Source organism: Paenibacillus sp. XY044 (genome assembly GCF_002257645.1).
In the GTDB taxonomy this organism is placed as follows: Bacteria; Bacillota; Bacilli; order Paenibacillales; family Paenibacillaceae; genus Paenibacillus_AQ.
Genome location: NZ_NQMO01000003.1, coordinates 78,982 through 97,444, shown reverse-complemented (window position 1 = coordinate 97,444; position 18,463 = coordinate 78,982). Strand labels below are relative to the sequence as shown.

The 18,463-nt window shown below is 52.9% G+C and carries 22 protein-coding genes; 1 reads left to right on the top strand and 21 read right to left on the bottom strand.

Going from position 1 to position 18,463, the window contains the following annotated elements:
• Nucleotides 1–8 precede the first annotated feature (8 nt).
• From CJP46_RS14140 to mtrB, 6 genes are all read right to left on the bottom strand, one after another.
• Nucleotides 9–662 carry a UbiX family flavin prenyltransferase gene (locus CJP46_RS14140; protein ID WP_373558005.1) on the bottom strand — a complete coding sequence of 218 codons (654 nt, stop codon included), beginning with the start codon at nt 660–662 and terminating at the stop codon, nt 9–11.
• Entirely contained in the window at nt 662–1,534 is an 873-nt protein-coding gene (locus CJP46_RS14135; protein ID WP_094596259.1) for a UbiA-like polyprenyltransferase, read from the bottom strand. Before CJP46_RS14135 ends, CJP46_RS14140 begins: the two co-directional genes overlap by 1 nt.
• Nucleotides 1,527–2,261 carry a demethylmenaquinone methyltransferase gene (locus CJP46_RS14130; RefSeq protein ID WP_094596865.1) on the bottom strand — a complete coding sequence of 245 codons (735 nt, stop codon included), beginning with the start codon at nt 2,259–2,261 and terminating at the stop codon, nt 1,527–1,529. The genes CJP46_RS14135 and CJP46_RS14130 overlap by 8 nt, the downstream gene beginning before the upstream one ends.
• Nucleotides 2,262–2,269: 8 nt before the next feature.
• Nucleotides 2,270–3,151, bottom strand: coding sequence for a heptaprenyl diphosphate synthase component 1 (locus CJP46_RS14125; RefSeq protein ID WP_094596258.1), 882 nt, complete (start codon nt 3,149–3,151; stop codon nt 2,270–2,272).
• Nucleotides 3,152–3,275: 124 nt separating this feature from the next.
• The gene (locus tag CJP46_RS14120) at nt 3,276–3,827 is read right to left on the bottom strand and encodes a hypothetical protein (RefSeq protein ID WP_094596257.1); all 552 of its coding nucleotides are present in this window, start codon (nt 3,825–3,827) and stop codon (nt 3,276–3,278) included.
• 184 nt (nt 3,828–4,011) lie between these two features.
• Nucleotides 4,012–4,245 carry a trp RNA-binding attenuation protein MtrB gene (mtrB, locus tag CJP46_RS14115; protein WP_094596256.1) on the bottom strand — a complete coding sequence of 78 codons (234 nt, stop codon included), beginning with the start codon at nt 4,243–4,245 and terminating at the stop codon, nt 4,012–4,014.
• A 103-nt stretch (nt 4,246–4,348) separates the two neighbouring features.
• Here mtrB and CJP46_RS14110 point away from each other — a divergent pair, with 103 nt between their 5' ends.
• Entirely contained in the window at nt 4,349–4,528 is a 180-nt protein-coding gene (locus tag CJP46_RS14110) for a hypothetical protein (RefSeq protein WP_094596255.1), read from the top strand.
• Nucleotides 4,529–4,573: 45 nt separating this feature from the next.
• On the opposite strand, the gene CJP46_RS14105 is transcribed toward CJP46_RS14110, so the two are convergent.
• The 15 genes from CJP46_RS14105 to rpsA form a co-directional block, all read right to left on the bottom strand.
• Nucleotides 4,574–4,846 carry an HU family DNA-binding protein gene (locus tag CJP46_RS14105; RefSeq protein ID WP_094596254.1) on the bottom strand — a complete coding sequence of 91 codons (273 nt, stop codon included), beginning with the start codon at nt 4,844–4,846 and terminating at the stop codon, nt 4,574–4,576.
• A gap of 170 nt (nt 4,847–5,016) precedes the next feature.
• Nucleotides 5,017–6,003, bottom strand: a complete 987-nt coding sequence (locus tag CJP46_RS14100; RefSeq protein WP_094596253.1) for an ABC transporter permease — start codon at nt 6,001–6,003, stop codon at nt 5,017–5,019.
• Complete coding sequence (locus CJP46_RS14095; RefSeq protein WP_094596864.1) at nt 5,993–7,489, bottom strand: sugar ABC transporter ATP-binding protein; 1,497 nt, start codon at nt 7,487–7,489, stop codon at nt 5,993–5,995. Before CJP46_RS14095 ends, CJP46_RS14100 begins: the two co-directional genes overlap by 11 nt.
• Before the next feature lie 216 nt (nt 7,490–7,705).
• Entirely contained in the window at nt 7,706–8,782 is a 1,077-nt protein-coding gene (locus CJP46_RS14090) for a sugar ABC transporter substrate-binding protein (protein ID WP_094596252.1), read from the bottom strand.
• A gap of 282 nt (nt 8,783–9,064) precedes the next feature.
• Complete coding sequence (spoIVA, locus tag CJP46_RS14085; protein WP_094596251.1) at nt 9,065–10,543, bottom strand: stage IV sporulation protein A; 1,479 nt, start codon at nt 10,541–10,543, stop codon at nt 9,065–9,067.
• A 466-nt stretch (nt 10,544–11,009) separates the two neighbouring features.
• On the bottom strand, nt 11,010–11,780 hold the full coding sequence (locus tag CJP46_RS14080) for a DUF3939 domain-containing protein (RefSeq protein ID WP_256992343.1): 771 nt from the start codon (nt 11,778–11,780) through the stop codon (nt 11,010–11,012).
• A 76-nt stretch (nt 11,781–11,856) separates the two neighbouring features.
• Nucleotides 11,857–12,216, bottom strand: a complete 360-nt coding sequence (locus CJP46_RS14075; RefSeq protein ID WP_094596250.1) for a 2Fe-2S iron-sulfur cluster-binding protein — start codon at nt 12,214–12,216, stop codon at nt 11,857–11,859.
• Entirely contained in the window at nt 12,213–12,854 is a 642-nt protein-coding gene (locus tag CJP46_RS14070) for a hypothetical protein (RefSeq protein WP_094596249.1), read from the bottom strand. The genes CJP46_RS14075 and CJP46_RS14070 overlap by 4 nt, the downstream gene beginning before the upstream one ends.
• Before the next feature lie 26 nt (nt 12,855–12,880).
• Entirely contained in the window at nt 12,881–13,183 is a 303-nt protein-coding gene (locus CJP46_RS14065; RefSeq protein WP_089548059.1) for a 2Fe-2S iron-sulfur cluster-binding protein, read from the bottom strand.
• 23 nt (nt 13,184–13,206) lie between these two features.
• Nucleotides 13,207–13,386 (bottom strand): DUF2768 family protein, encoded by a 180-nt coding sequence (locus CJP46_RS14060; protein WP_076170084.1) that lies wholly within the window; start codon nt 13,384–13,386, stop codon nt 13,207–13,209.
• Between the two features lie 226 nt (nt 13,387–13,612).
• Complete coding sequence (locus CJP46_RS14055; RefSeq protein WP_094596248.1) at nt 13,613–13,888, bottom strand: stage VI sporulation protein F; 276 nt, start codon at nt 13,886–13,888, stop codon at nt 13,613–13,615.
• A 70-nt stretch (nt 13,889–13,958) separates the two neighbouring features.
• A complete protein-coding gene (locus CJP46_RS14050; protein WP_094596247.1) occupies nt 13,959–14,999 on the bottom strand; it encodes an NAD(P)H-dependent glycerol-3-phosphate dehydrogenase in 1,041 nt (346 codons plus the stop codon).
• Nucleotides 14,989–15,612 carry a glycerol-3-phosphate 1-O-acyltransferase PlsY gene (plsY, locus tag CJP46_RS14045; protein ID WP_094596246.1) on the bottom strand — a complete coding sequence of 208 codons (624 nt, stop codon included), beginning with the start codon at nt 15,610–15,612 and terminating at the stop codon, nt 14,989–14,991. Before plsY ends, CJP46_RS14050 begins: the two co-directional genes overlap by 11 nt.
• 11 nt (nt 15,613–15,623) lie before the next feature.
• On the bottom strand, nt 15,624–16,946 hold the full coding sequence (gene der, locus CJP46_RS14040) for a ribosome biogenesis GTPase Der (protein ID WP_094596245.1): 1,323 nt from the start codon (nt 16,944–16,946) through the stop codon (nt 15,624–15,626).
• A 257-nt stretch (nt 16,947–17,203) separates the two neighbouring features.
• Nucleotides 17,204–18,433 carry a 30S ribosomal protein S1 gene (gene rpsA, locus CJP46_RS14035; RefSeq protein WP_094596244.1) on the bottom strand — a complete coding sequence of 410 codons (1,230 nt, stop codon included), beginning with the start codon at nt 18,431–18,433 and terminating at the stop codon, nt 17,204–17,206.
• Nucleotides 18,434–18,463: the final 30 nt, after the last annotated feature.

Below are 18,463 nucleotides of genomic sequence, written 5' to 3'. Positions count from 1 at the left end.
AGGCCTGTCTATTCTTTGGTCCCGGACCCTTCCGCAGATTTCGTCTGTCCGGCCAGCCCGCCGTCCCATCGCCGGAACAGCTCGTGCTCGATCCGCATCATGTCCAGCATCTTTCCCACCTGGAAGTCGATCAAGTCCTCAATCGTCCGGGGGTGGAAATAAAAAGCCGGCATCGCCGGAATCATTTTCACTCCGAGCCTGGCGAGCTTCAGCATATTTTCCAGATGAATGGCATGCAGCGGCGTTTCGCGTGGCACCAAAATAAGAGGCCGCCCTTCTTTAAGCATGACGTCTGCGGCGCGGGTCATCAAATTGTCGGACGATCCGTTTGCCACAGCGGACAGCGTGCCCATCGAGCATGGCGCAATCACCATACCTTCCACCTGATAGGAGCCGCTGGCAATCGTTGCTCCGATATCCGCTACCGGATGATAAAAGACACTGCCCGGATGACCACCGAATTTCTCCTTTAGGATAAGCTCCCGTTGGGCTGTCTTCCAGCCGAGCTCTTCGCCGAGCACCCGCCAACCGGCATTCGAGACGACGATGTGTACGTCATAGCCCTGCTTTAGCAGAACCTCCGTTAGCCGAACACCATACACCGACCCGCTGGCGCCGGTAATCCCGACGACCCAGCTTCTTCTCTTGCTCTCCGTCTGCATCATAGGTACTGCACCACCAAATCGATCAGGGTGAACACGAATACGAGAATGCTGAGGACGCTGTTCATCGTAAAGAAGGCAACCTGCAGTTTGCTCATGTCATTCGGGGACAAAATAAAATGCTCGTAGAAGAGAATAATATAAGCGATCAGCATGCCGCCGAAATACCACCAGCTCAGCTCGGTCGTAAGGAACAAGATGACGAATCCGATCGCGGTAATGAAATGAAAATACCGTGCGATCAGCAGCGACTTGCGGACGCCAAAGCGCGCAGGAATGGAGTACAGTCCTTCTTTTCGGTCAAAGTCGATGTCCTGAATCGCATAGATGATATCAAAGCCGGCGGTCCAGAATGCGACCGACAGGTACAGCACGATGGACGGCCAGTCGATTTCGTTGGTCACGGCCACCCAGCCGCCGAGCGGCGCCAGAGCGATCGTCAGGCCGAGCACGAGATGGCAGAGCCATGTAAACCGCTTCGTGTAGGAATAAATGACGAGAAAAAACACGGCGATCGGAAGCAGCTTAAGAGCCAGCGGAGACAGCTCATAGGCCGCCCACAGCAGAAGCAGGAAGCAAACGACCGTAAACAGAATAACTTCCGCGCTCTTCAGCAGCCCTGCCGGAATGGCCCGGTTCGCCGTGCGTGGGTTATTCTTGTCGATCACCTGGTCGATCATCCGGTTCAGGCCGAAGGCAGCGCTTCTGGCCCCGAACATGGCTAACAGGACCCAGCCGATCTGGGCCCATGATGGAAGGTGTCCGTTTACGACGACCGATCCGAGGATCGCGCCCATAAACGCAAACGGTAACGCAAATAAGGTGTGTTCAATTTTGATCATTTCTAGAAAGATGCCGATTTTCTTAAACATGCCGATTCTCCTTGATCCCAATATGTAATGCTGCGATGCCGCCAGTCAGGGGATAGGCTTCGACATTCTGAAGACCGATGCTGCGGAATATGCTTGCCAGTTCCTCTCTTCCCGGGAAAAGAGCCAACGATTCCGGCAGCCATTTGTACTGCTCATATCTTTTGGCCAACAACTTTCCGAGTCCAGGCAGTATATACTTGAAGTAAGAATAATAAATTCCTTTGAAAGGCTGCCAAGTCGGCTTGGACAGTTCCAAGCAAACGACCATGCCTCCGGGCTTAACGACCCTCTGCATTTCTTTCAGCACCTGCTCCAGGTCAGGCACGTTCCGCAGACCGAAGCCGATCGTGGCGTAGTCAAAACGGTTATCCTCAAACGGCAAATTCATGGCATCCCCCTGAACCAGAGCAATCTGATCCTCGAGGTTTCTGGCTTTGATTTTGCTCATGCCGACCTTCAGCATGTTCGGGCTAAAATCCAGACCGACCATCTGGCCCGTGCCGCTGGCTTCCGCCATGCTCAGCGTCCAGTCGCAAGTCCCGCAGCAGAGGTCGACGGCCGTATCTCCGGTTTTCATCGCCATCTTCTTCATCGTAAACTTCCGCCAGGCCTTATGCCTGCGAAAGCTCAAAATATCGTTCATCACATCGTACTTCGGTGCAATGCTTTCAAAAACGGATTGGACATGTGAGTATTGGTCATCCGCCTTCGTGTCCCGTTCGCTCATGCTGGTATTCATCCTCTCGCCAATCCCTCCCCTACAGCGGATCCTGATGTGTTAAGCTGACGGAGGAACGGGTCAAGCACCTGTCCGATCTCCCGGAACATTCCGTCTCCCTTAACCATTTTCAGCATGGATTGCACGCCGTTAACCGCTTGCTGCAGCTTATCCGCCAGGTGTTCTCCGACCTTGTACTTGAGCAGCATCTTCTTCCAGTCTTTCGGCTCAACCCGGTTTTCCTTCAGGGCCAGCTTGTCTTCATCCGAGGCCACATCCAGAATGTGCCAGAACGAATAGCTGTACAAAAAAGGCTCCGAGCCGGAGCTCAGTTGCATTTCACGAACCACCGTCTCGCATTCGCTGAAACCGCGGAGAAGCGATTTCCATAATTCCTTTACCGAATCGTCCAGAAACGGGGTGAAAGAAAGAAACAGCTGCATATTCAGCTGTACTCTTTGCCGCAAGTATTCCTCCGCTGACAGGAGAAGGCTTTTCATTTTGCCGTACAGATTCATTTTCAAAATATTCACATCGCAAATGGCCGCGCTCAGCGTGGATACGGCGTCGATTTGCCCCTTATGGGACAGAAGCTGATAGAACCGGCTGCTGAAATAGTCTCCGGCGAGCACTTTAAGCTGACGGGAACGCATTTCTCCCTCGTTCTGTTTGCCCTGGATGGTGTCGATCGTTTCATGCGTGTCAATACCCATCTGAACGAGCGACGTGACTAGTGCCAGCAGCTCTGTATGCACGGAAGGCTTGCGGCTTCCCTGGTTCAGAAAAATATATAGAAGATGAACACGGGCATCCGGATAGGGCGGCAGCTCCGTATGGGTTTGGATCATGTCGTAATCGACATATTTCTTTGCTAGTTGGGGTATGCGGTACGGTTTCATCGTCAGCCTCCGAGCCTATAACTTTCTCACTTCTATGTCGTCTGTTGCGAGCAAGAACTTTTGTTCACAATCTTTTTTATTATAGCACAACTTGTCAGACCACGCACGGTATGCTTACTTCTTTTTACCCGTTTTCCTGCGGATCAAACCGGTCCCTCCACAGTTTTGTTTCAGTGAGATGGAAGCGGGCTCTGACGTCGTCCGCAAGCGGCCCTTCCCCGGCTTCGCCAAGCGCCTGCTTCAGCTCCGGATTCCACTCCGTCCGCCGTACATCGGCAGCCAGCAGCAGGTGTCGCGTGCCGAGCCATTTATCTTCGGCGACGAGCCGAAGGAGAATTTGGTCGACATTGGAAGTACCGTCAAAGCTGAATGAAAGGATCTCGGCGATATTCGAGTAGATTTCAGACACGGACACCTCCGGTGTGGCCACCTTCAGGTCGATCGTCAGCACACGAGATTCCCACTCCACCTTGCGAATCGGCAGCGTCAAGGGAAGGCTGTCCAGCGCATCCACGATATTCGCATTCTCGAGCGTCCAGCCCGACTGGGGATGGAATGCAGCCAAAGCCCGATGCTCCCGGGCAAATGTATGCTCCGCATGATACAGCGCAGGCAGGATGATGACCGAGCCCAGCGTAACGGCAAGCACCAGGCCTGGAATGAGAAATCGTTTCAAGTTCAGCCCTCCCATCGTCATAGTATCCCTTAGTTTCGTCCGGACACGTGCTGTCCATACCTCATTCTACAACGAAAAAAAGCAGGCTATGCCTGCATTTGTACAGATTATGCTCAGTGCCGTTGCCATCCCATGACCGGCAGCTATTTTGCATTCAGGAAAGATTTTCTTGAGCCCATTCCTGTTAGCTGTCACTTTCGAGACTTCCGTGCTTCGTCCACACCTCGGCTTTGCCACGGATTTTAATGGCGGAGGTATGGTCCGTAAACTGGGCAATCAGCACCTCGCCCTTATCGAGCTTCTCCGTGTGGTGAAAACGGGTATCCTGGCCCCGGGTCAGCCCGATGACCTGCACCCCTTGATCCTTCGCCTTGATCACGATAAAATCGCTATTCCCTGTATTCCCTGCATTTTCCATAGCATGATCCTCCTTTCTTCAACCAGCCTTACGCACAGCGTATTATTATTTTGAAATCCTATGGCCATACTACCCATGTAATAAAGTCCAAGGAGTTGAGATCATGATCAATTATGAACCGGCACCCTTGCGGGAAGGGCAAATTTCCAAGCTACGAGAATACGAGCAGCAGCTGAGCCAGCTAACGGGAGCTCCCGTCATCCTGATTGCCTATTCGGAAAAGGACGAAGACGGCAATCCTTCAGAAGGACAGGTCGGCTCTACAGAAAAGAAAAGGCCGTGAACGAGCGTCACGGTCCTCTTCTTGCGTATGGAATATGTAGAAATCTTATTTAATTCCGTCTTTGAGCGCTTTACCAGGCTTGAATGCCGGAATTTTGCTCGAAGGGATTTCGATTTCTTCACCGGTTTGCGGGTTGCGGCCTTTACGTGCGGAACGCTCACGCACTTCAAAGTTACCAAATCCAACGAGTTGGACTTTGTCCCCGCTTTGCAGAGCCTGTGCGATGGATTCGAATACAGCGTCAACCGCTTTCGTCGCATCCTTCTTGGACAGTTCTGTCGTTTCAGCTACTTGGGAAATCAGTTCGGACTTGTTCACTATCATTTCACCTCCCAAAATAATAAATCGATGTTATCAATCTTTCCGTTTTGCCGTAAAATATACGTTCATCTGTGAGATTTACAGATAGAATCGCCATATAGACCGTATTCAGCCGCAGGCGCGGAACAAACTTATAGTAATACAGCAACCGCAGAATTTCAAGAGTTTTACGTTCTCGAGCGGTTCAAAACGTAAAATGTGACAGCCAATGCGAGGACAAGAACGATCCCTTTGACGATATCATGTGTAAAATACTGCAAATTCATCATGGTCAATCCGTTGACCAGCACCCCGATCAGAACCGACCCGATAAACGTGCCGATGACGTTAGGCTTGCCGGCGCCGAAGACCGAAAAACCGACGAACACCGCGGCCACGGATTCCATCAAGAGCGGCGATCCCGCGTCGATTTGACCGGATCCGACCCGTGAGGCGTAAATAATGCCGCCGATCGCGGCGAACACGCCTGAAGCGACGTACGCCAGCGTGCGCACCCTTTTCACCTTGATCCCGGACAGACGTGCCGCTTCCTCATTGCCGCCCGTGACGTACATTTGACGGCCGTATTTGGTGCGCGTCAGAAAAATATGCACAAGCGCGACAGCGATCAGCAAGAGGACGGCCGAAATCGGAATCCCGAACCATTTGCCTTGCCCAAGCTGCAGGAAGGCGGCGCTCATTTCACCGGGTGCTTTGGTGCCGTCCGGAAATTCCATATGGTTGTAAATCGTGTAACCCGCAGCATAGGTTTTGTGAATCCCGCCGACGATGTACATCACGGCAAGGGTCGCCAGGAGATCCGGAATCCGCAGCTTGACGATCAGGAATGCGTTAACGAGCCCGATGACAGCACCCAGGATCAGCGGCACGACGATGACGACCCACAGCGGCATCTCATACCATATCATCAGCGACGCGGCGCCTACGGTCGTCAGCGACACAGTCGAACCTACCGACAGGTCAAAGCCGTCCACGACCAGAGACAAGGTCACCCCGATCGCCACAAAGGTCACGATCGTGATCGAGCCTAGAATGTCCGACAAGTTACCGTACGTGAAAAAATAAGGCAGTCTGAACGAAAAAAATGCAATAACCCCGATGATAACGACAACCGCCCCGTACCGGAACGCCAAGTTTAACAGTTTATCCTTCATGCTCTTCCTCCAAGCCTCCGCTCGCATAATATAGGAGCTGGGCTTGCGAGGCTTCTCCCCGAGCAAACACTTTGCTGATGGTTCCGCCGCTCATGACGGCGATCCGATCGCCGATTCCCAGTCCTTCTGCCAATTCGCAGGTAAAATACAAAATGCCCTTGCCGGCATCCGCCAAATCGCCGATGATGCGGAATATATCGCTTTTCGCCCCGATATCGACCCCTTTGGTCGGCTCGTCAAAAATAAAAACTTCGGCCCCGCTGTCCAGCCACTTGCCGATCGCCAGCTTCTGCTGGTTGCCGCCGCTCAGGAACTTCACCAATTGGCTGCAGGAAGCAGCCTTGACCCCGAGGGCGCCGACCATTTTGGCGGATAAAGCCCTCTCCTTCTTGCGGGAGATGAACCCCAGTCTACTGACTTGGCCCAGCACCGGAATGGAGAGGTTCAAATCCACCGATTCGTGGATAAAGATCCCCTCTTTCCGGCGTTCCTCCGGGATGGAGACGATTCCCGCCGACACGGCATCCGCCGGTTGTTTAAGCGACAGCTTCCTCCCTTTCAGAAGGATGCTGCCTTCGTCCGGCTGATCCGCGCCGCTCAGAATCCGGGCGAGCTCGGTTTTACCCGCGCCGACGAGGCCAACGACGGCCACGATTTCGCCGCTGCGGACCTCAAGATCCGCTCCCCGCACTTTGTGTCCGCGCTTGACGCCTTCGGCCTTGAGGAGCACATCCCCGATTACAGCTTCCTTTTTCGGAAACTCCTCCTCAAACGTCTTGCCGAGCATATGCCCGACAATGCCTTCCCCGGTCATCTCCCGCGTCGGGCCGGTGTGAACCTTCCTTCCATCACGCATCACCGTCACCATATCGCTGTGCTGCAGAACCTCCGGCAGGCGATGCGTAATAAAAATGCACGCCACACCGGCGTCCTTGAGCGAGTGCATCATCCGGAAAAAAGCCTCGCATTCGCTGTCGCTCAGCGGAGCGGTCGGCTCGTCGAAAATGATCACCCTGGCGTCCTGGGACAAAATGCGGGCCAGCAGAACGATCTGCTTTTGAGCGAGCGAAAGCTCATATACCTTTTTATGGATGTCGATGCTGTCGTCCAGTCTGGACAGAATGGCCTTGACCTGCTTATCCATGGACCGGTAGTTGACCCACAAACTCCCCTGGCCCGACGACAGGGCGTCCAGCATAACGTTCTCGGCGACGCTCAGCTGCGGGACGAGGGCCGAATCGACCTCCTGATATACACAGTGGATGCCGTGCTGCTTGGCCGCGGCCGGAGAAGTGATGTGCAGCTCCGTATCGTTGGCCGCAATGCGTCCGCTGTCCGGCTGATAAGCACCTGACAGAATCTTCATCAACGTGCTCTTCCCGGCGCCGTTGGCACCGAGCAGGGCATGAATCTGACCGCCGTGAACCGTAAAGTCCACCGCATGCAGCGCAGGAACTCCGCCAAATTGTTTGCCGATTCCGCTCATTTCCAGCTGAAATGATGATGTCACACGGCATTCCTCCTTCAATAATGAGCCCACAAAGTGAGGCGCAGCTTCGGATGTTGTTCAGGTACTTTGCGGGGAGCCCCGAAATAATTGACCCCACAAAGGGAAGCATTTGCTAACCCCATACACCCTGAAAAGGGGCAGCGCCTCAGCACCACCCCTAAGACTTGCTTTTGCCGGAAAAACCGGTTCCTATTACTTGCTGTACTCGTTCATCCAGTCCTGAAGCCCTTGCTCGCTGGCACCCCAGCCGTCTACGTATTGAGACAGCTCGGTGGTGGAAATTTGCTCTTTCGGAAGCGCGTCGCGGGATACATACACCGGATTCAGAACGACCTTGTCCTCGGTTTGATCCCCATGCAGCTTCTGGTAGCCATAGCGTACCTGGATGCGGCCGATATCCTTTGGATCGACGGCAGCTGATGCGACCCAAGGGTTACTAGGATCCTGAATCATTTGCAGGTCCTCGTCGCTCATATCGATGCCATACACCTTGATTTCATCGCGTCCGGCCTGCTGGATTGCGCGTGCCGCCCCTTTGGCGAACTCGTCCCAAGCGGCCCATACGGCCGAAATTTGACCCTTCGGATACTGCTTCAGAATCGCTTCCATCTGGGTCTGCGTGTCTAGTGCCGGGTTATTCGCGGTGCCGAACGTAGCGATTTCCTTGATATCCGGATTCTCTTTCATAAATTTTGCGTAAGAGACTTGACGGCGTTCCATCGGTGCAAATCCGGCTACCCATACCTTGACGATGTTGCCTTTGCCGCCGATGTCCTCCTTCATTTGCTGCAGTGTCAGGTCAGCCATTTTCTGGTCGTCCTGAGAGAGCACAGTCGCACCGGGAACGTTCACGTCAGCGTCGAAGACGACGACGGGGATCTTCTGCTCCACCGCCTTGCGGAGTCCCGGCTCGAGGAGCGAATCGCCGTGGTCGGTCAGAATCAGGTCAAAATGCTGCGTAATGGCCGAATCCAGCAGGGACGCCATTTTTGCTTTATCGTTGGCGGCGACGAACTTCGTCAGCTTTCCGCCGAATTTCTCTACTTCTTCGGTAACCCCTTGGACGTATTGCTGGGAAAACGTTCCTGTGTTAAACTCCATGATAAGTGCAACACGTTTGCCCGCAAGAGGCTTGTCCGCATTTGCTCCGGATGCATTCCCCGATTCTGACGCCGGCGGCGCGTTATGACCACAGGCACTCATCACCATTGACAGTACCAGCAGTACCGATGCCAATACGAAACCCCTTTTTTTACCCCTTAAACGCATTTCTCTCTTCCCCCTTAAAAGCTTTGCAATGTTAAAATGTTATACCCTAATATAAAGCCTATACCCAAGTATGTAAATAGGTTTTTAAGAGTTTGTATAAATACTTCCTTTTTTTCATAAAAATCCTCTTGAAACTACGATTTTATAGTGCTCCAGGCAGCCATTTCCTTATTTTTATGTATACAAATGGAATTCATATCGGCCACATGTAATATTCCTAAACGCAAAAAACCGCAAGCAAGCGGAACGCCTGCCTACGGTTTTCGTCCAATTCTATATGGCTTACAAAATAATCGCGATCAATCCGCCTGAGCCTTCATTGATAATGCGTCCGAGTGTCTCCTGCAGTTTATATCTCGCATTATCCGGCATCATAGCGATTTTGCCTTGAATGCCCTCCCGTACGATGGAATGCAGCGATCTGCCGAAAATGTCTGAATCCCAAATCTTGATCGGATCGTTTTCGAAGTCCTGAATAAGATAGCGCACGAGCTCCTCGGACTGCTTCTCCGTGCCGATGATCGGCGAGAACTCCGACTCCACATCGACGCGAATCATATGGATCGAAGGTGCGGTTGCCTTCAAGCGAACCCCAAAGCGGGATCCTTGGCGGATCAGCTCCGGCTCATCGAGCGACATTTCGGCCAGCGAAGGAGCTGCGATGCCGTAACCGGTCGTCTTGACCATCTCGAGCGCTTCGGCAAACCGGTCGTACTCCCGCTTCGCGTGCGAGAATTCCTGCATCAGCTGCAGCAGATGGTCTTTGCCGCGGATTTCCACGCCGACCACTTCCATCAGGATTTGATCGTACAGTTCATCCGGAGCGAACAGGTCGATCTCGGCTACCCCTTGACCCATATTCATGCCGCTAAGCGCCGCACGATTGATGAAGTCATAGTCCATGAACTGGGAAACCACCCGGTCCACGTCACGCAGACGGCGGATATCCTTGACCGTATCGCGTACGGAATTTTCATAGTTATTGCGCAGCCAGTGTTTCTCGTTCAGCACCATAACCCAGCTAGGCAGATTAACGTTGACTTCGTGCACAGGGAATTCGTACAGCACTTCGCGCAGGACGCCGGTTACGTCATCCTCCGTCATCGTTGCCGCACTGAGCGCCATGACCGGAATGTCGTACTTCTCAGCGAGCTCGTTGCGCAGCTGCAGCGTTTCTTCGCTCCGCGGCTTCGTGGAGTTGATGACCAGCACAAACGGCTTGCCGACTTCCTTCAGCTCGGCGATGACGCGCTCTTCAGCCTCCACATAAGACCCGCGCGGGATTTCGGCAATCGTGCCGTCCGTCGTTACCACGACGCCCAAAGTGGAATGCTCCTGAATGACTTTGCGTGTGCCGATCTCGGCTGCCTCCTGAAACGGAATCGGCTCCTCGAACCATGGCGTCGAAATCATGCGCGGACCGTTTTCGTCCTCATAGCCTTTGGCGCCTTCCACCGCGTAACCAACGCAATCCACAAGTCGAATGTTCACTTCCAGACCTTCGGTGACCTTCAGCTGCACCGCATTGTTCGGCACAAACTTCGGCTCGGTCGTCATTATCGTTTTCCCGGCAGCGCTCTGCGGGAGCTCATCGACCGCTCTGGCCCGGTCAGCTTCGCTTGCAATGTTCGGCAGTACGATTGTTTCCATGAATCTTTTAATAAACGTTGACTTTCCTGTGCGGACGGCGCCGACGACACCCAGGTAAATGTCCCCGCCTGTTCGTTCGGCAATGTCTTTAAAAATGTCCACTTTTTCCAAAAGAGATCCCCTCCTCATTTACTCCGAAGGAAAAATGCTTTAAGAGCATCCGCTTCGTGTTCCATCTGGAGCCTCGAGCCATTGCAACGGATATGAGCCTTACAATGTCGTCAGTAGTCCGCCGCCGGTAGTCAGGTAGGATGGGAAACGGCAAAGCGGCGTTACTCCGTAGGCATTTGGACTAGTATCATAGTATGTACCTATCAAAAACAATATGACGGGTATTCGGAATAAAATTCATATAATCCTTGCTTCATTCGCATGCCCCTCGTCATCCCTCTCAGATATATGCCGAGGCAGGAATAAATATGTATATGAAGCATGCAGCATAAAATAACTACACCCGCGCGGCCGATGCTCCGATTGTTGATTCTGGTTTTCTCGGCGGGAACCCAGAAAAGATAGGTTCAAACATGAAAAAAGCCCTGCTGTTTCCAGCAGGGCTTTCTCATCCAATCCTATTCGCTTAGCTTGATGTCCCCGTCTCCGCCTTAGGAATCGGCGCATCGCCCGACCACACGTAAGGAAGCGACTTAACAGGCACATAATCGGAAGACTTGAGGAGGTAATCTCGTAAATCCTCGTCTTTGGACGGTTTCACGCCCTCCTTGTCGATCAACTGCATAATGTCAAACGCATAGTCCGCGTAAACCACACCCTGGGCATCCATGATAAAGCTCATATCCTGACCCGAATACACGCTCTTCAGCTCAATCTGACTCGTGCCGGCCAGATCCGGGTCAACGGCATGGATCCCGGGATATAACTCTTCGCCGGCCGGAAGCTGCCCGTCATGCTTGGATTTATACAAATCAACCGCCCGCTGCACGTCGTTTATTTTTTGCACCGTGACGAGATCCATCACCTTTACCGTGGGGTCGGTCTCTTCATTCTGTACCAGGAAGTATGCGCTTCCGCCTTTCTCAAAGGCGGTCGTCGGAATATCGTCCAAATAGCCCCGCTTCTGGAGCTGGTCCAGGTCGATACGGAACTTTTCAAAACGCGGCGTCGTCTCATCCGCATTGATGAGCGGCAGGATGCCCTGATCCTTTTGAAAATCGTCCATAGCGGACTGGATGCGTTTTACGCTTTCCCGGTACGATACCCTCGTTTCTCCGCTCTTCTGATCCGGATACATGCACGCTGTGGCGGTCATGATCAATAGCAGCACCATGACAGCCGTGGCCGCCTTCCGGGCCCCCTCTATCATCTTGTTGGTCAAAGCCGGTGTCCTCAACAAATATCACCCTTTGCATATAATAAAGCCGATTGTAACATCAAGCAGCCTGTAACGTTCTTGCTGAGCCCGGCGGCTACCACAGGTCGTCCTCCCGGTCACGGTTTCTTGCCGCTTCCAGCTGCTTACGGACCGCCGCTTTCAGTTTGTCTTCCGGGACAGTCACCGTCACCGGTCCACGCACCCTGGCCTGACAGGACAGTCTGGTCCCGCTGTGGATCAGGGACCCGAGCTTGCGCTTCTCCGCCTCGTCGGGAGGGCTGAGCTGCGTGGCGTTGGGACCCCCAACCTGAACTTTGCACATCAAACAGCCCATTTTGCCCCCGCACCGCGTGGGTATGTATACACCTGCTTCCCTGGCCGCATGAAGTAAGGACATGCCTTCGCGGACGAGAACGCTTTTGCCCGACGGCTCGAATGTAACCTTGTGGTTCATCGGCATTCCCGCCCGGCACTGCCTGGATCCCGCCCGTTTACCGCAAATCTGGCTGACGATTCGGCATGAAGCAGTTGGGAAATCATCCGTACGTGCCCTGCCTGAAAGGCGTTGTCCTTTAGCAGAACCTCCAACAGCGGTAGATGTTCTTGCAAATTTGCTCTCATGGTTACGGCAATCGCCGTATACCGGTCCTCACGATTCCGAAGCACATTAAACAGGAGCTCATGGCTCAGCGGCATCAGGGAAAACCGGTTTGAGTTCAATTGCGCCTGTACGCCTGCTGGGGCCAGCCTGCGGTTGATCTCAACCTTGTATTGCGAACCCTCCGCCTGAACCTCAAATCCTCCCACGAGTTCCAGCGTGTAACGGTTCATCTTATAATGGCTTAATACGGACCGGTATTGATCCGTAACGCTCAGGACCGGCTGATCCACCGCCCACCCTGCGAGGGCATGATGAAGCTCCGATACGGAAGCCGAATCGGCGTATATATCGATATCGCGTGGCGGTTTATCCAATTGGACGTCCTGCAGCAGAAGCCCGCAGCTTCCGCCAATTAACCAGCAGGATGAGGTTTGCGACAGCGCGTGAGAGGCGTCCTGCAGGGCTTGCTGTAATTCGGCTGGGATCTGCACGGCACACACTCCAATCTTCCATCCATTTAAAAATAGGTTTTGTTTCTGGCTACGATTTTCCCCGCCGTCTTGACCACGGCTTGGCACCCCAAACGATAGCCTTCGTCAAACTCCTCCGGGTCGAGTCGAAGGTGTTCCGCTTTCGTCGGTTCTTCCAGATGCTCCGCACCTTCCGAAATCAGGCAGCGGCAGCGGGCACAGGTTCCGCGGGTGCAGAGGTGCTGCCAGTCCACTTTGTTGTCCTTCGCATGCTGTAGAATACTTTTGCCCGGTTCAGGCACGACGGTTTTCTCGATTGTTCTTCCGATTAGCTGTAGTGCTGCTTCCATGTTCGTTATCCACCGTTCCTTTGCTACATTAATGCTGCCATCCCGCCCAAAAATCCGACCACCATAATGACAAATGCGACCAGAGAGAGTGCTCCTCGAAGGACACCCTTCGTTTTGGTCCGGGCGAAGGTGATGAGAAAGACGGATAGTCCCATAATCAAGATGGCGATCAGGGATACCCACATTTTTGTCATTGGATCCATACGCTAAAACTCTCCAATCTGTTCCATCATTAACCGTATTATAACACGAAACTTGTCCAATTTCGCAAAATAAGCCCACAAAGTGAGGCCGTGCGGATGGCTTCCTTGACCCCTTCTTAACAGTGGGACAGCATTACGATTGTTGCCAAACAAAAAAAGAGCGAAAAGCCCCTGCAGCCTCCGGCCCCAAAGACTTCATGCTCTTTTTATCGTCTGACCTATATGATTATTTCTTCATCATCATTTTCATCAACGCTTCCATGTTATCAGGATTCATCCCGCTTTTCTTCACAGCGCTGATGATATCCTTGATGGTTTCCTCGCTGACGGGAACGTTGGCCATCGCGGATACTTGTTTAATCAGCTGACGGAGCTGGGCTTCGTTTTGCATGGTTGACGGTTTAACCGTGCTGGCCAGTTTTTTGACGGCACTTTCAGAGATGTTTTTGCCCGTTTTCTTATTGATCGCCTTCAGCGCATCCCTAGAAATGTTTTTGCTCAATGTCTTCTCCCCTCCTCCGGCATTCCTCAACCCTAATATATGAGGAAGGGCGGAAAAAGGTGAATAAGCATTAACGGTGCCACTGCTCCCAAGTTTCCAGCTTCATGGTCTCCATTTCGGTCTTCGGGTCCCGGCCCATCAACGCCTCAACGGCGATGCGGGGATTCCGGTTCATAAATAACACATGGTACAGCTGATCGGCGATCGGCATCTGAACACCGTATTTTTTCGAGATGTCATGCGCCGCCTGGGTCGTCCGGACACCTTCCACTACCATGCCCATCGAGTCCAGTACCTCATCGAGGTTTTTGCCTTGGCCGAGCATGCATCCTGCCCTCCAGTTCCGGCTATGCTTGCTTGTTGCCGTGGCCACCAAGTCCCCAACGCCCGCGAGGCCGGAGAATGTGAGCGGATTCGCCCCCATTTCCACGCCGATCCGGGTGATTTCAGCCAGACCGCGTGTCAGCAGCGCTGCTTTCGCGTTGTCTCCAAAGCCAAGCCCATCCGACATGCCGGCGCCGAGAGCAATGATGTTCTTCAGCGCTCCGGCGAGCTCTACGCCGACCATATCCCGGTTGGTGTATACGCGAAAGTCTGAATTCATAAACAAGTCCTGCGCGGCGACCGCTTCGCTCTCGGTGAGCGATGCGACTACAACGGTGGTCGGACACCGTTTCACGACCTCCTCCGCATGGCTCGGTCCGGACATGACTACGATTCTTCCTTCTTCACATCCAAGCTCTTCCGCGATGACCGTAGACATCCGCTTCAGCGTTTCGGTCTCAAACCCCTTCGTCGCATGAATCACGAGCATATCCTGCTGCCAATAAGCGCTTAAATCCCGCGCCACCTGACGCATCGCTTTGGACGGGGCCACGATGACCACCGCTTTCGCCCCCGACACCGCTTGTCCCATATCGCTCGTCGCTTTCAAATTGACCGGCAGCTGAGCGCCAGGCAGATAACGGTTGTTGGTGTGCTGCTCGTTGATTTCCTTGACTTGCTCCGGATTTCGACTCCACAACACAACCTCGGGATGGTTCGCGGCCAGCACGCTGGCCAAAGCCGTACCCCAACTGCCCGCGACCAATACAGCCACTTTACTTGACAATCCCTTTACCCCCTTTGGGCCCTCCGGATCCGATTTTGTTTTCCCGGCCCTGAAGAATTTTCACAATATTGCTCCGATGTCTCCAGAAGGCAAATATACAAATAATGAGACTGGTCCAAAAAATCGGCCAGGCATAACCCAAAATGAGCAAAAATACGGGGGTAAGCGCTACGAAAACCAGCGAGCCCAGCGACACGTACCGTGTAAACACGATCAGCAGAATCGCAATAATGCCGGCATACAATGCAGGCAGAAAGCTTAATGTCGCCATGACGCCAATAGTCGTCGCAATGCCCTTGCCTCCGCGAAAGTGAAAATATACCGGCCAGTTATGCCCGGCAATGGCACCGATTCCGCACAATGCCGGAACCCATGCCTCACCTCCGCCCATCCACACACCGATCCAGACCGCAGCGATTCCTTTGAGGACATCCAGCGCCAGGACCAGAACAGCCGGTCCCTTCCCCAGAATCCGCAGCGTATTCGTCGCTCCCGCATTGCCGCTGCCATGCTGGCGGATGTCAATCCCTTTCAGCAGCTTGGCAAGGACGACGCTGAAGCTGATGGAGCCGAGCAAGTAACTCAGTATAATGGCGATGATCTGTAGAACCAAGCTATTCTCCCCTAACTTTCATCCGATTTGCGCCGAGTGAAGATACGTATAGGCGTTCCTTCAAAATCAAAAGCAGACCGGATCTTGTTCTCCAAATAGCGCTCATAAGAGAAGTGCATCAGTTCCGGGTCGTTCACGAAAATGACCATCGTCGGCGGCTTGACCGCAACCTGCGTCGCATAGTTGATGCGAAGACGGCGCCCCTTGTCCGTCGGAGGCGGATTAATCGCCACGGCATCGGACACGACGTCATTCAGCAGATGCGTCTGCACGCGCAGCGAATGCTGCTCGGCTACATGCTGAACGACCGGCAGAAGCTTATGCAGCCGCTGCTTCGTCTTGGCGGACAAGAACAGAATCGGCGCATAGGTCATAAACAGGAAGTGATCGCGGATCTTCTTCTCGAATTGATGCATCGTCTTGTCATCCTTCTCGACGGCATCCCATTTGTTGACCACAAAAATGGAAGCTTTGCCGGCTTCGTAAGCGTAACCAGCAATATGCTTATCCTGGTCGATGATCCCTTCCTCGCCGTTAATGACCACAAGCACAACATCCGCCCGTTCGATGGCGCGCATCGCCCGCATGACGCTGTACTTCTCGGTCGTTTCGTATACTTTTCCGCGTTTGCGCATACCGGCGGTATCAATCAGCACGTAACGCTGCCCATCCCGCTCAAACGGAGTGTCAATGGCATCCCGGGTCGTCCCCGCGATATCGCTGACAATGACGCGTTCTTCGCCAAGGATCGCATTCACGAGCGACGATTTGCCGACATTCGGCCGTCCGATCAATGCAACTCGGATTACGTCCTCGTCGTACTCGTCATCCGTCAGGTCTGGCAAAATATCTACAATAGCGTCCAGAAGATCGCCGATTCCGGTTCCGTGACTGCCGGAAATCGCAATCGGGTCCCCAAAACCGAGGCTGTAAAACTCGTAAATGTCGTCATTCCGCTGCAGATTGTCCACTTTGTTTACGGCCAGCACGATCGGTTTTCCGGAACGGAAAAGCATCTGGGCTACTTCTTCGTCAGATTGGGTTACGCCGCTCTTGGCATCGCACATAAAGACGATTACGTCGGCTTCTTCAATGGCAAGCTCAGCCTGCATACGGATCGATTTCAGAATCACATCGTCACCGTCAATTTCAATCCCTCCCGTGTCAATGACACTGAAAGGTTTGCCGTTCCATTCGGAAACGCTGTAAATCCGGTCACGCGTCACACCTGGCTTATCTTCTACAATTGCCAGCCTGTCCCCGACCAAACGGTTGAAAATGGTGGATTTCCCCACATTAGGCCTGCCCACGATTGCCACTACGGGTCTTGCCATATTCACTCCTCCTGTCAATTCTTACGATAATCATCATAGCAAAAAACGATTCTTTTGGCTAACCTTTCATAGGCACAGCCGAATGATAATTGTATTTTCCCAAAGTATGCTAAGAACCATGCATGGTCAATTTTTCAGCTATTCTTCGGATGAATACGTAGATCCGGATGCCCTCAAGTCAGCACGCTAAGGCTAATCTAAAAAAAAATCGGTAAACCCGTGTAAGGGTTCACCGATTTCAATTTTGGAAGCCCAAATCATTTAAATTTGCTGAGTTTGTCTCCAAAACGTTCACCGAGTGTAATGCTGAGTCCTTGGTTGCTGAGCGATACGTTCGGGTTGTCTTTCAGCTCGTCCTTGTGCACGCTGCTCTTCGGCGCTCTCTCCTGTCTTGGAGCTGCCGCAGGAGCCTCCTCAGTTTCCTTGATGCTCAAGCTTACGCGCTTTTCAGCAGTATTGATATCCAAGATTTTCACTTGAACTTCTTGGCCTTCCTTCAGCACCTCTTGCGGTGTGCCGATGTGCTTATGGGAAATTTGCGAAATATGAACAAGTCCTTCGACACCTGGTGCCAGCTCAACGAAAGCACCGAAAGTGACAAGGCGTTTCACTTCGCCAGTTACCACATCGCCGATATGGAACTGATCGGCAGCGGATTCCCATGGTCCTGGCTGAGCAGCCTTGATGCTAAGGCTGATTTTGCCTTTTTCCGGATCCACTTTGAGCACTTTCACCTTCACTTGATCGCCTTCGGACACAACGTCGGAAGGTTTATCCACATGATGCCAAGCCATTTCGGATACGTGAACCAGTCCGTCTACGCCGCCCACGTCAACAAAGGCGCCGAATTGAGTCAGACGTTGAACCGTACCTTCGATTTCTTGCCCTTCATGAAGATCAGCCATCACTTTTAGCTTGTTGGCTTCGAACTCTTCTTCGAGAACGTCTTTTTGCGACAGAATCACTTTGTTGTTCTCGCGGTCAAGTTCTTTTACCTTCACGCGCAGCGTGCGGCCTTTGTAGTCGCTGAAGTCTTCAACAAAATGACGCTCTACCATGGAAGCCGGGATAAATCCGCGTGCGCCCACGTCTGCGACGAGACCGCCTTTTACCACGTCAGCTACGGTAACTTCGAATGCGTCTTGAGCTTCAAAATGCTTCTCGAGCTCATCCCAAGCATTCTCGCTGTCGATCGCGCGTTTGGAAAGAACAAGTCTTTCTTTCTCGTCGTCGATGCTGACAACCTTGCATTCCACTTCCTGACCTACCTGCACCGCTTCAGATGCGTTGTCAAGGTGTACGGAAGACAGTTCGCGGACCGGAATGACGCCGTCATATTTATATCCAATGCTTACATAAGCCTGGTTGTCCTCCAGTTTGACGATCGTGCCTTTCACGGTGTCCCCTTTTTTCAAGGATACGAATTGATCCAATTCCTCTTGGTTTACCGCTTCTGCAGTTTCTTGATTTTTCGTTTCTTCCGACATGTCAATACCCTCCTCAATTCAAAAAAACCC

Coding starts and splice junctions, on each gene's coding strand:
- CJP46_RS14075 (WP_094596250.1), bottom strand. CDS start 12,216: ATGAACCACAAGGTTACATTCGAGCCGTCGGGCAAAAGCGTTCTCGTC.
- CJP46_RS14090 (WP_094596252.1), bottom strand. CDS start 8,782: ATGCGTTTAAGGGGTAAAAAAAGGGGTTTCGTATTGGCATCGGTACTG.
- CJP46_RS14065 (WP_089548059.1), bottom strand. CDS start 13,183: ATGGAAGCAGCACTACAGCTAATCGGAAGAACAATCGAGAAAACCGTC.
- CJP46_RS14100 (WP_094596253.1), bottom strand. CDS start 6,003: ATGAAGGATAAACTGTTAAACTTGGCGTTCCGGTACGGGGCGGTTGTC.
- CJP46_RS14140 (WP_373558005.1), bottom strand. CDS start 662: ATGCAGACGGAGAGCAAGAGAAGAAGCTGGGTCGTCGGGATTACCGGC.
- rpsA (WP_094596244.1), bottom strand. CDS start 18,433: ATGTCGGAAGAAACGAAAAATCAAGAAACTGCAGAAGCGGTAAACCAA.
- mtrB (WP_094596256.1), bottom strand. CDS start 4,245: ATGGAAAATGCAGGGAATACAGGGAATAGCGATTTTATCGTGATCAAG.
- CJP46_RS14060 (WP_076170084.1), bottom strand. CDS start 13,386: ATGGATCCAATGACAAAAATGTGGGTATCCCTGATCGCCATCTTGATT.
- CJP46_RS14130 (WP_094596865.1), bottom strand. CDS start 2,261: ATGAGCGAACGGGACACGAAGGCGGATGACCAATACTCACATGTCCAA.
- CJP46_RS14110 (WP_094596255.1), top strand. CDS start 4,349: ATGATCAATTATGAACCGGCACCCTTGCGGGAAGGGCAAATTTCCAAG.
- CJP46_RS14095 (WP_094596864.1), bottom strand. CDS start 7,489: ATGAGCGGAATCGGCAAACAATTTGGCGGAGTTCCTGCGCTGCATGCG.
- CJP46_RS14135 (WP_094596259.1), bottom strand. CDS start 1,534: ATGTTTAAGAAAATCGGCATCTTTCTAGAAATGATCAAAATTGAACAC.
- der (WP_094596245.1), bottom strand. CDS start 16,946: ATGGCAAGACCCGTAGTGGCAATCGTGGGCAGGCCTAATGTGGGGAAA.
- CJP46_RS14125 (WP_094596258.1), bottom strand. CDS start 3,151: ATGAAACCGTACCGCATACCCCAACTAGCAAAGAAATATGTCGATTAC.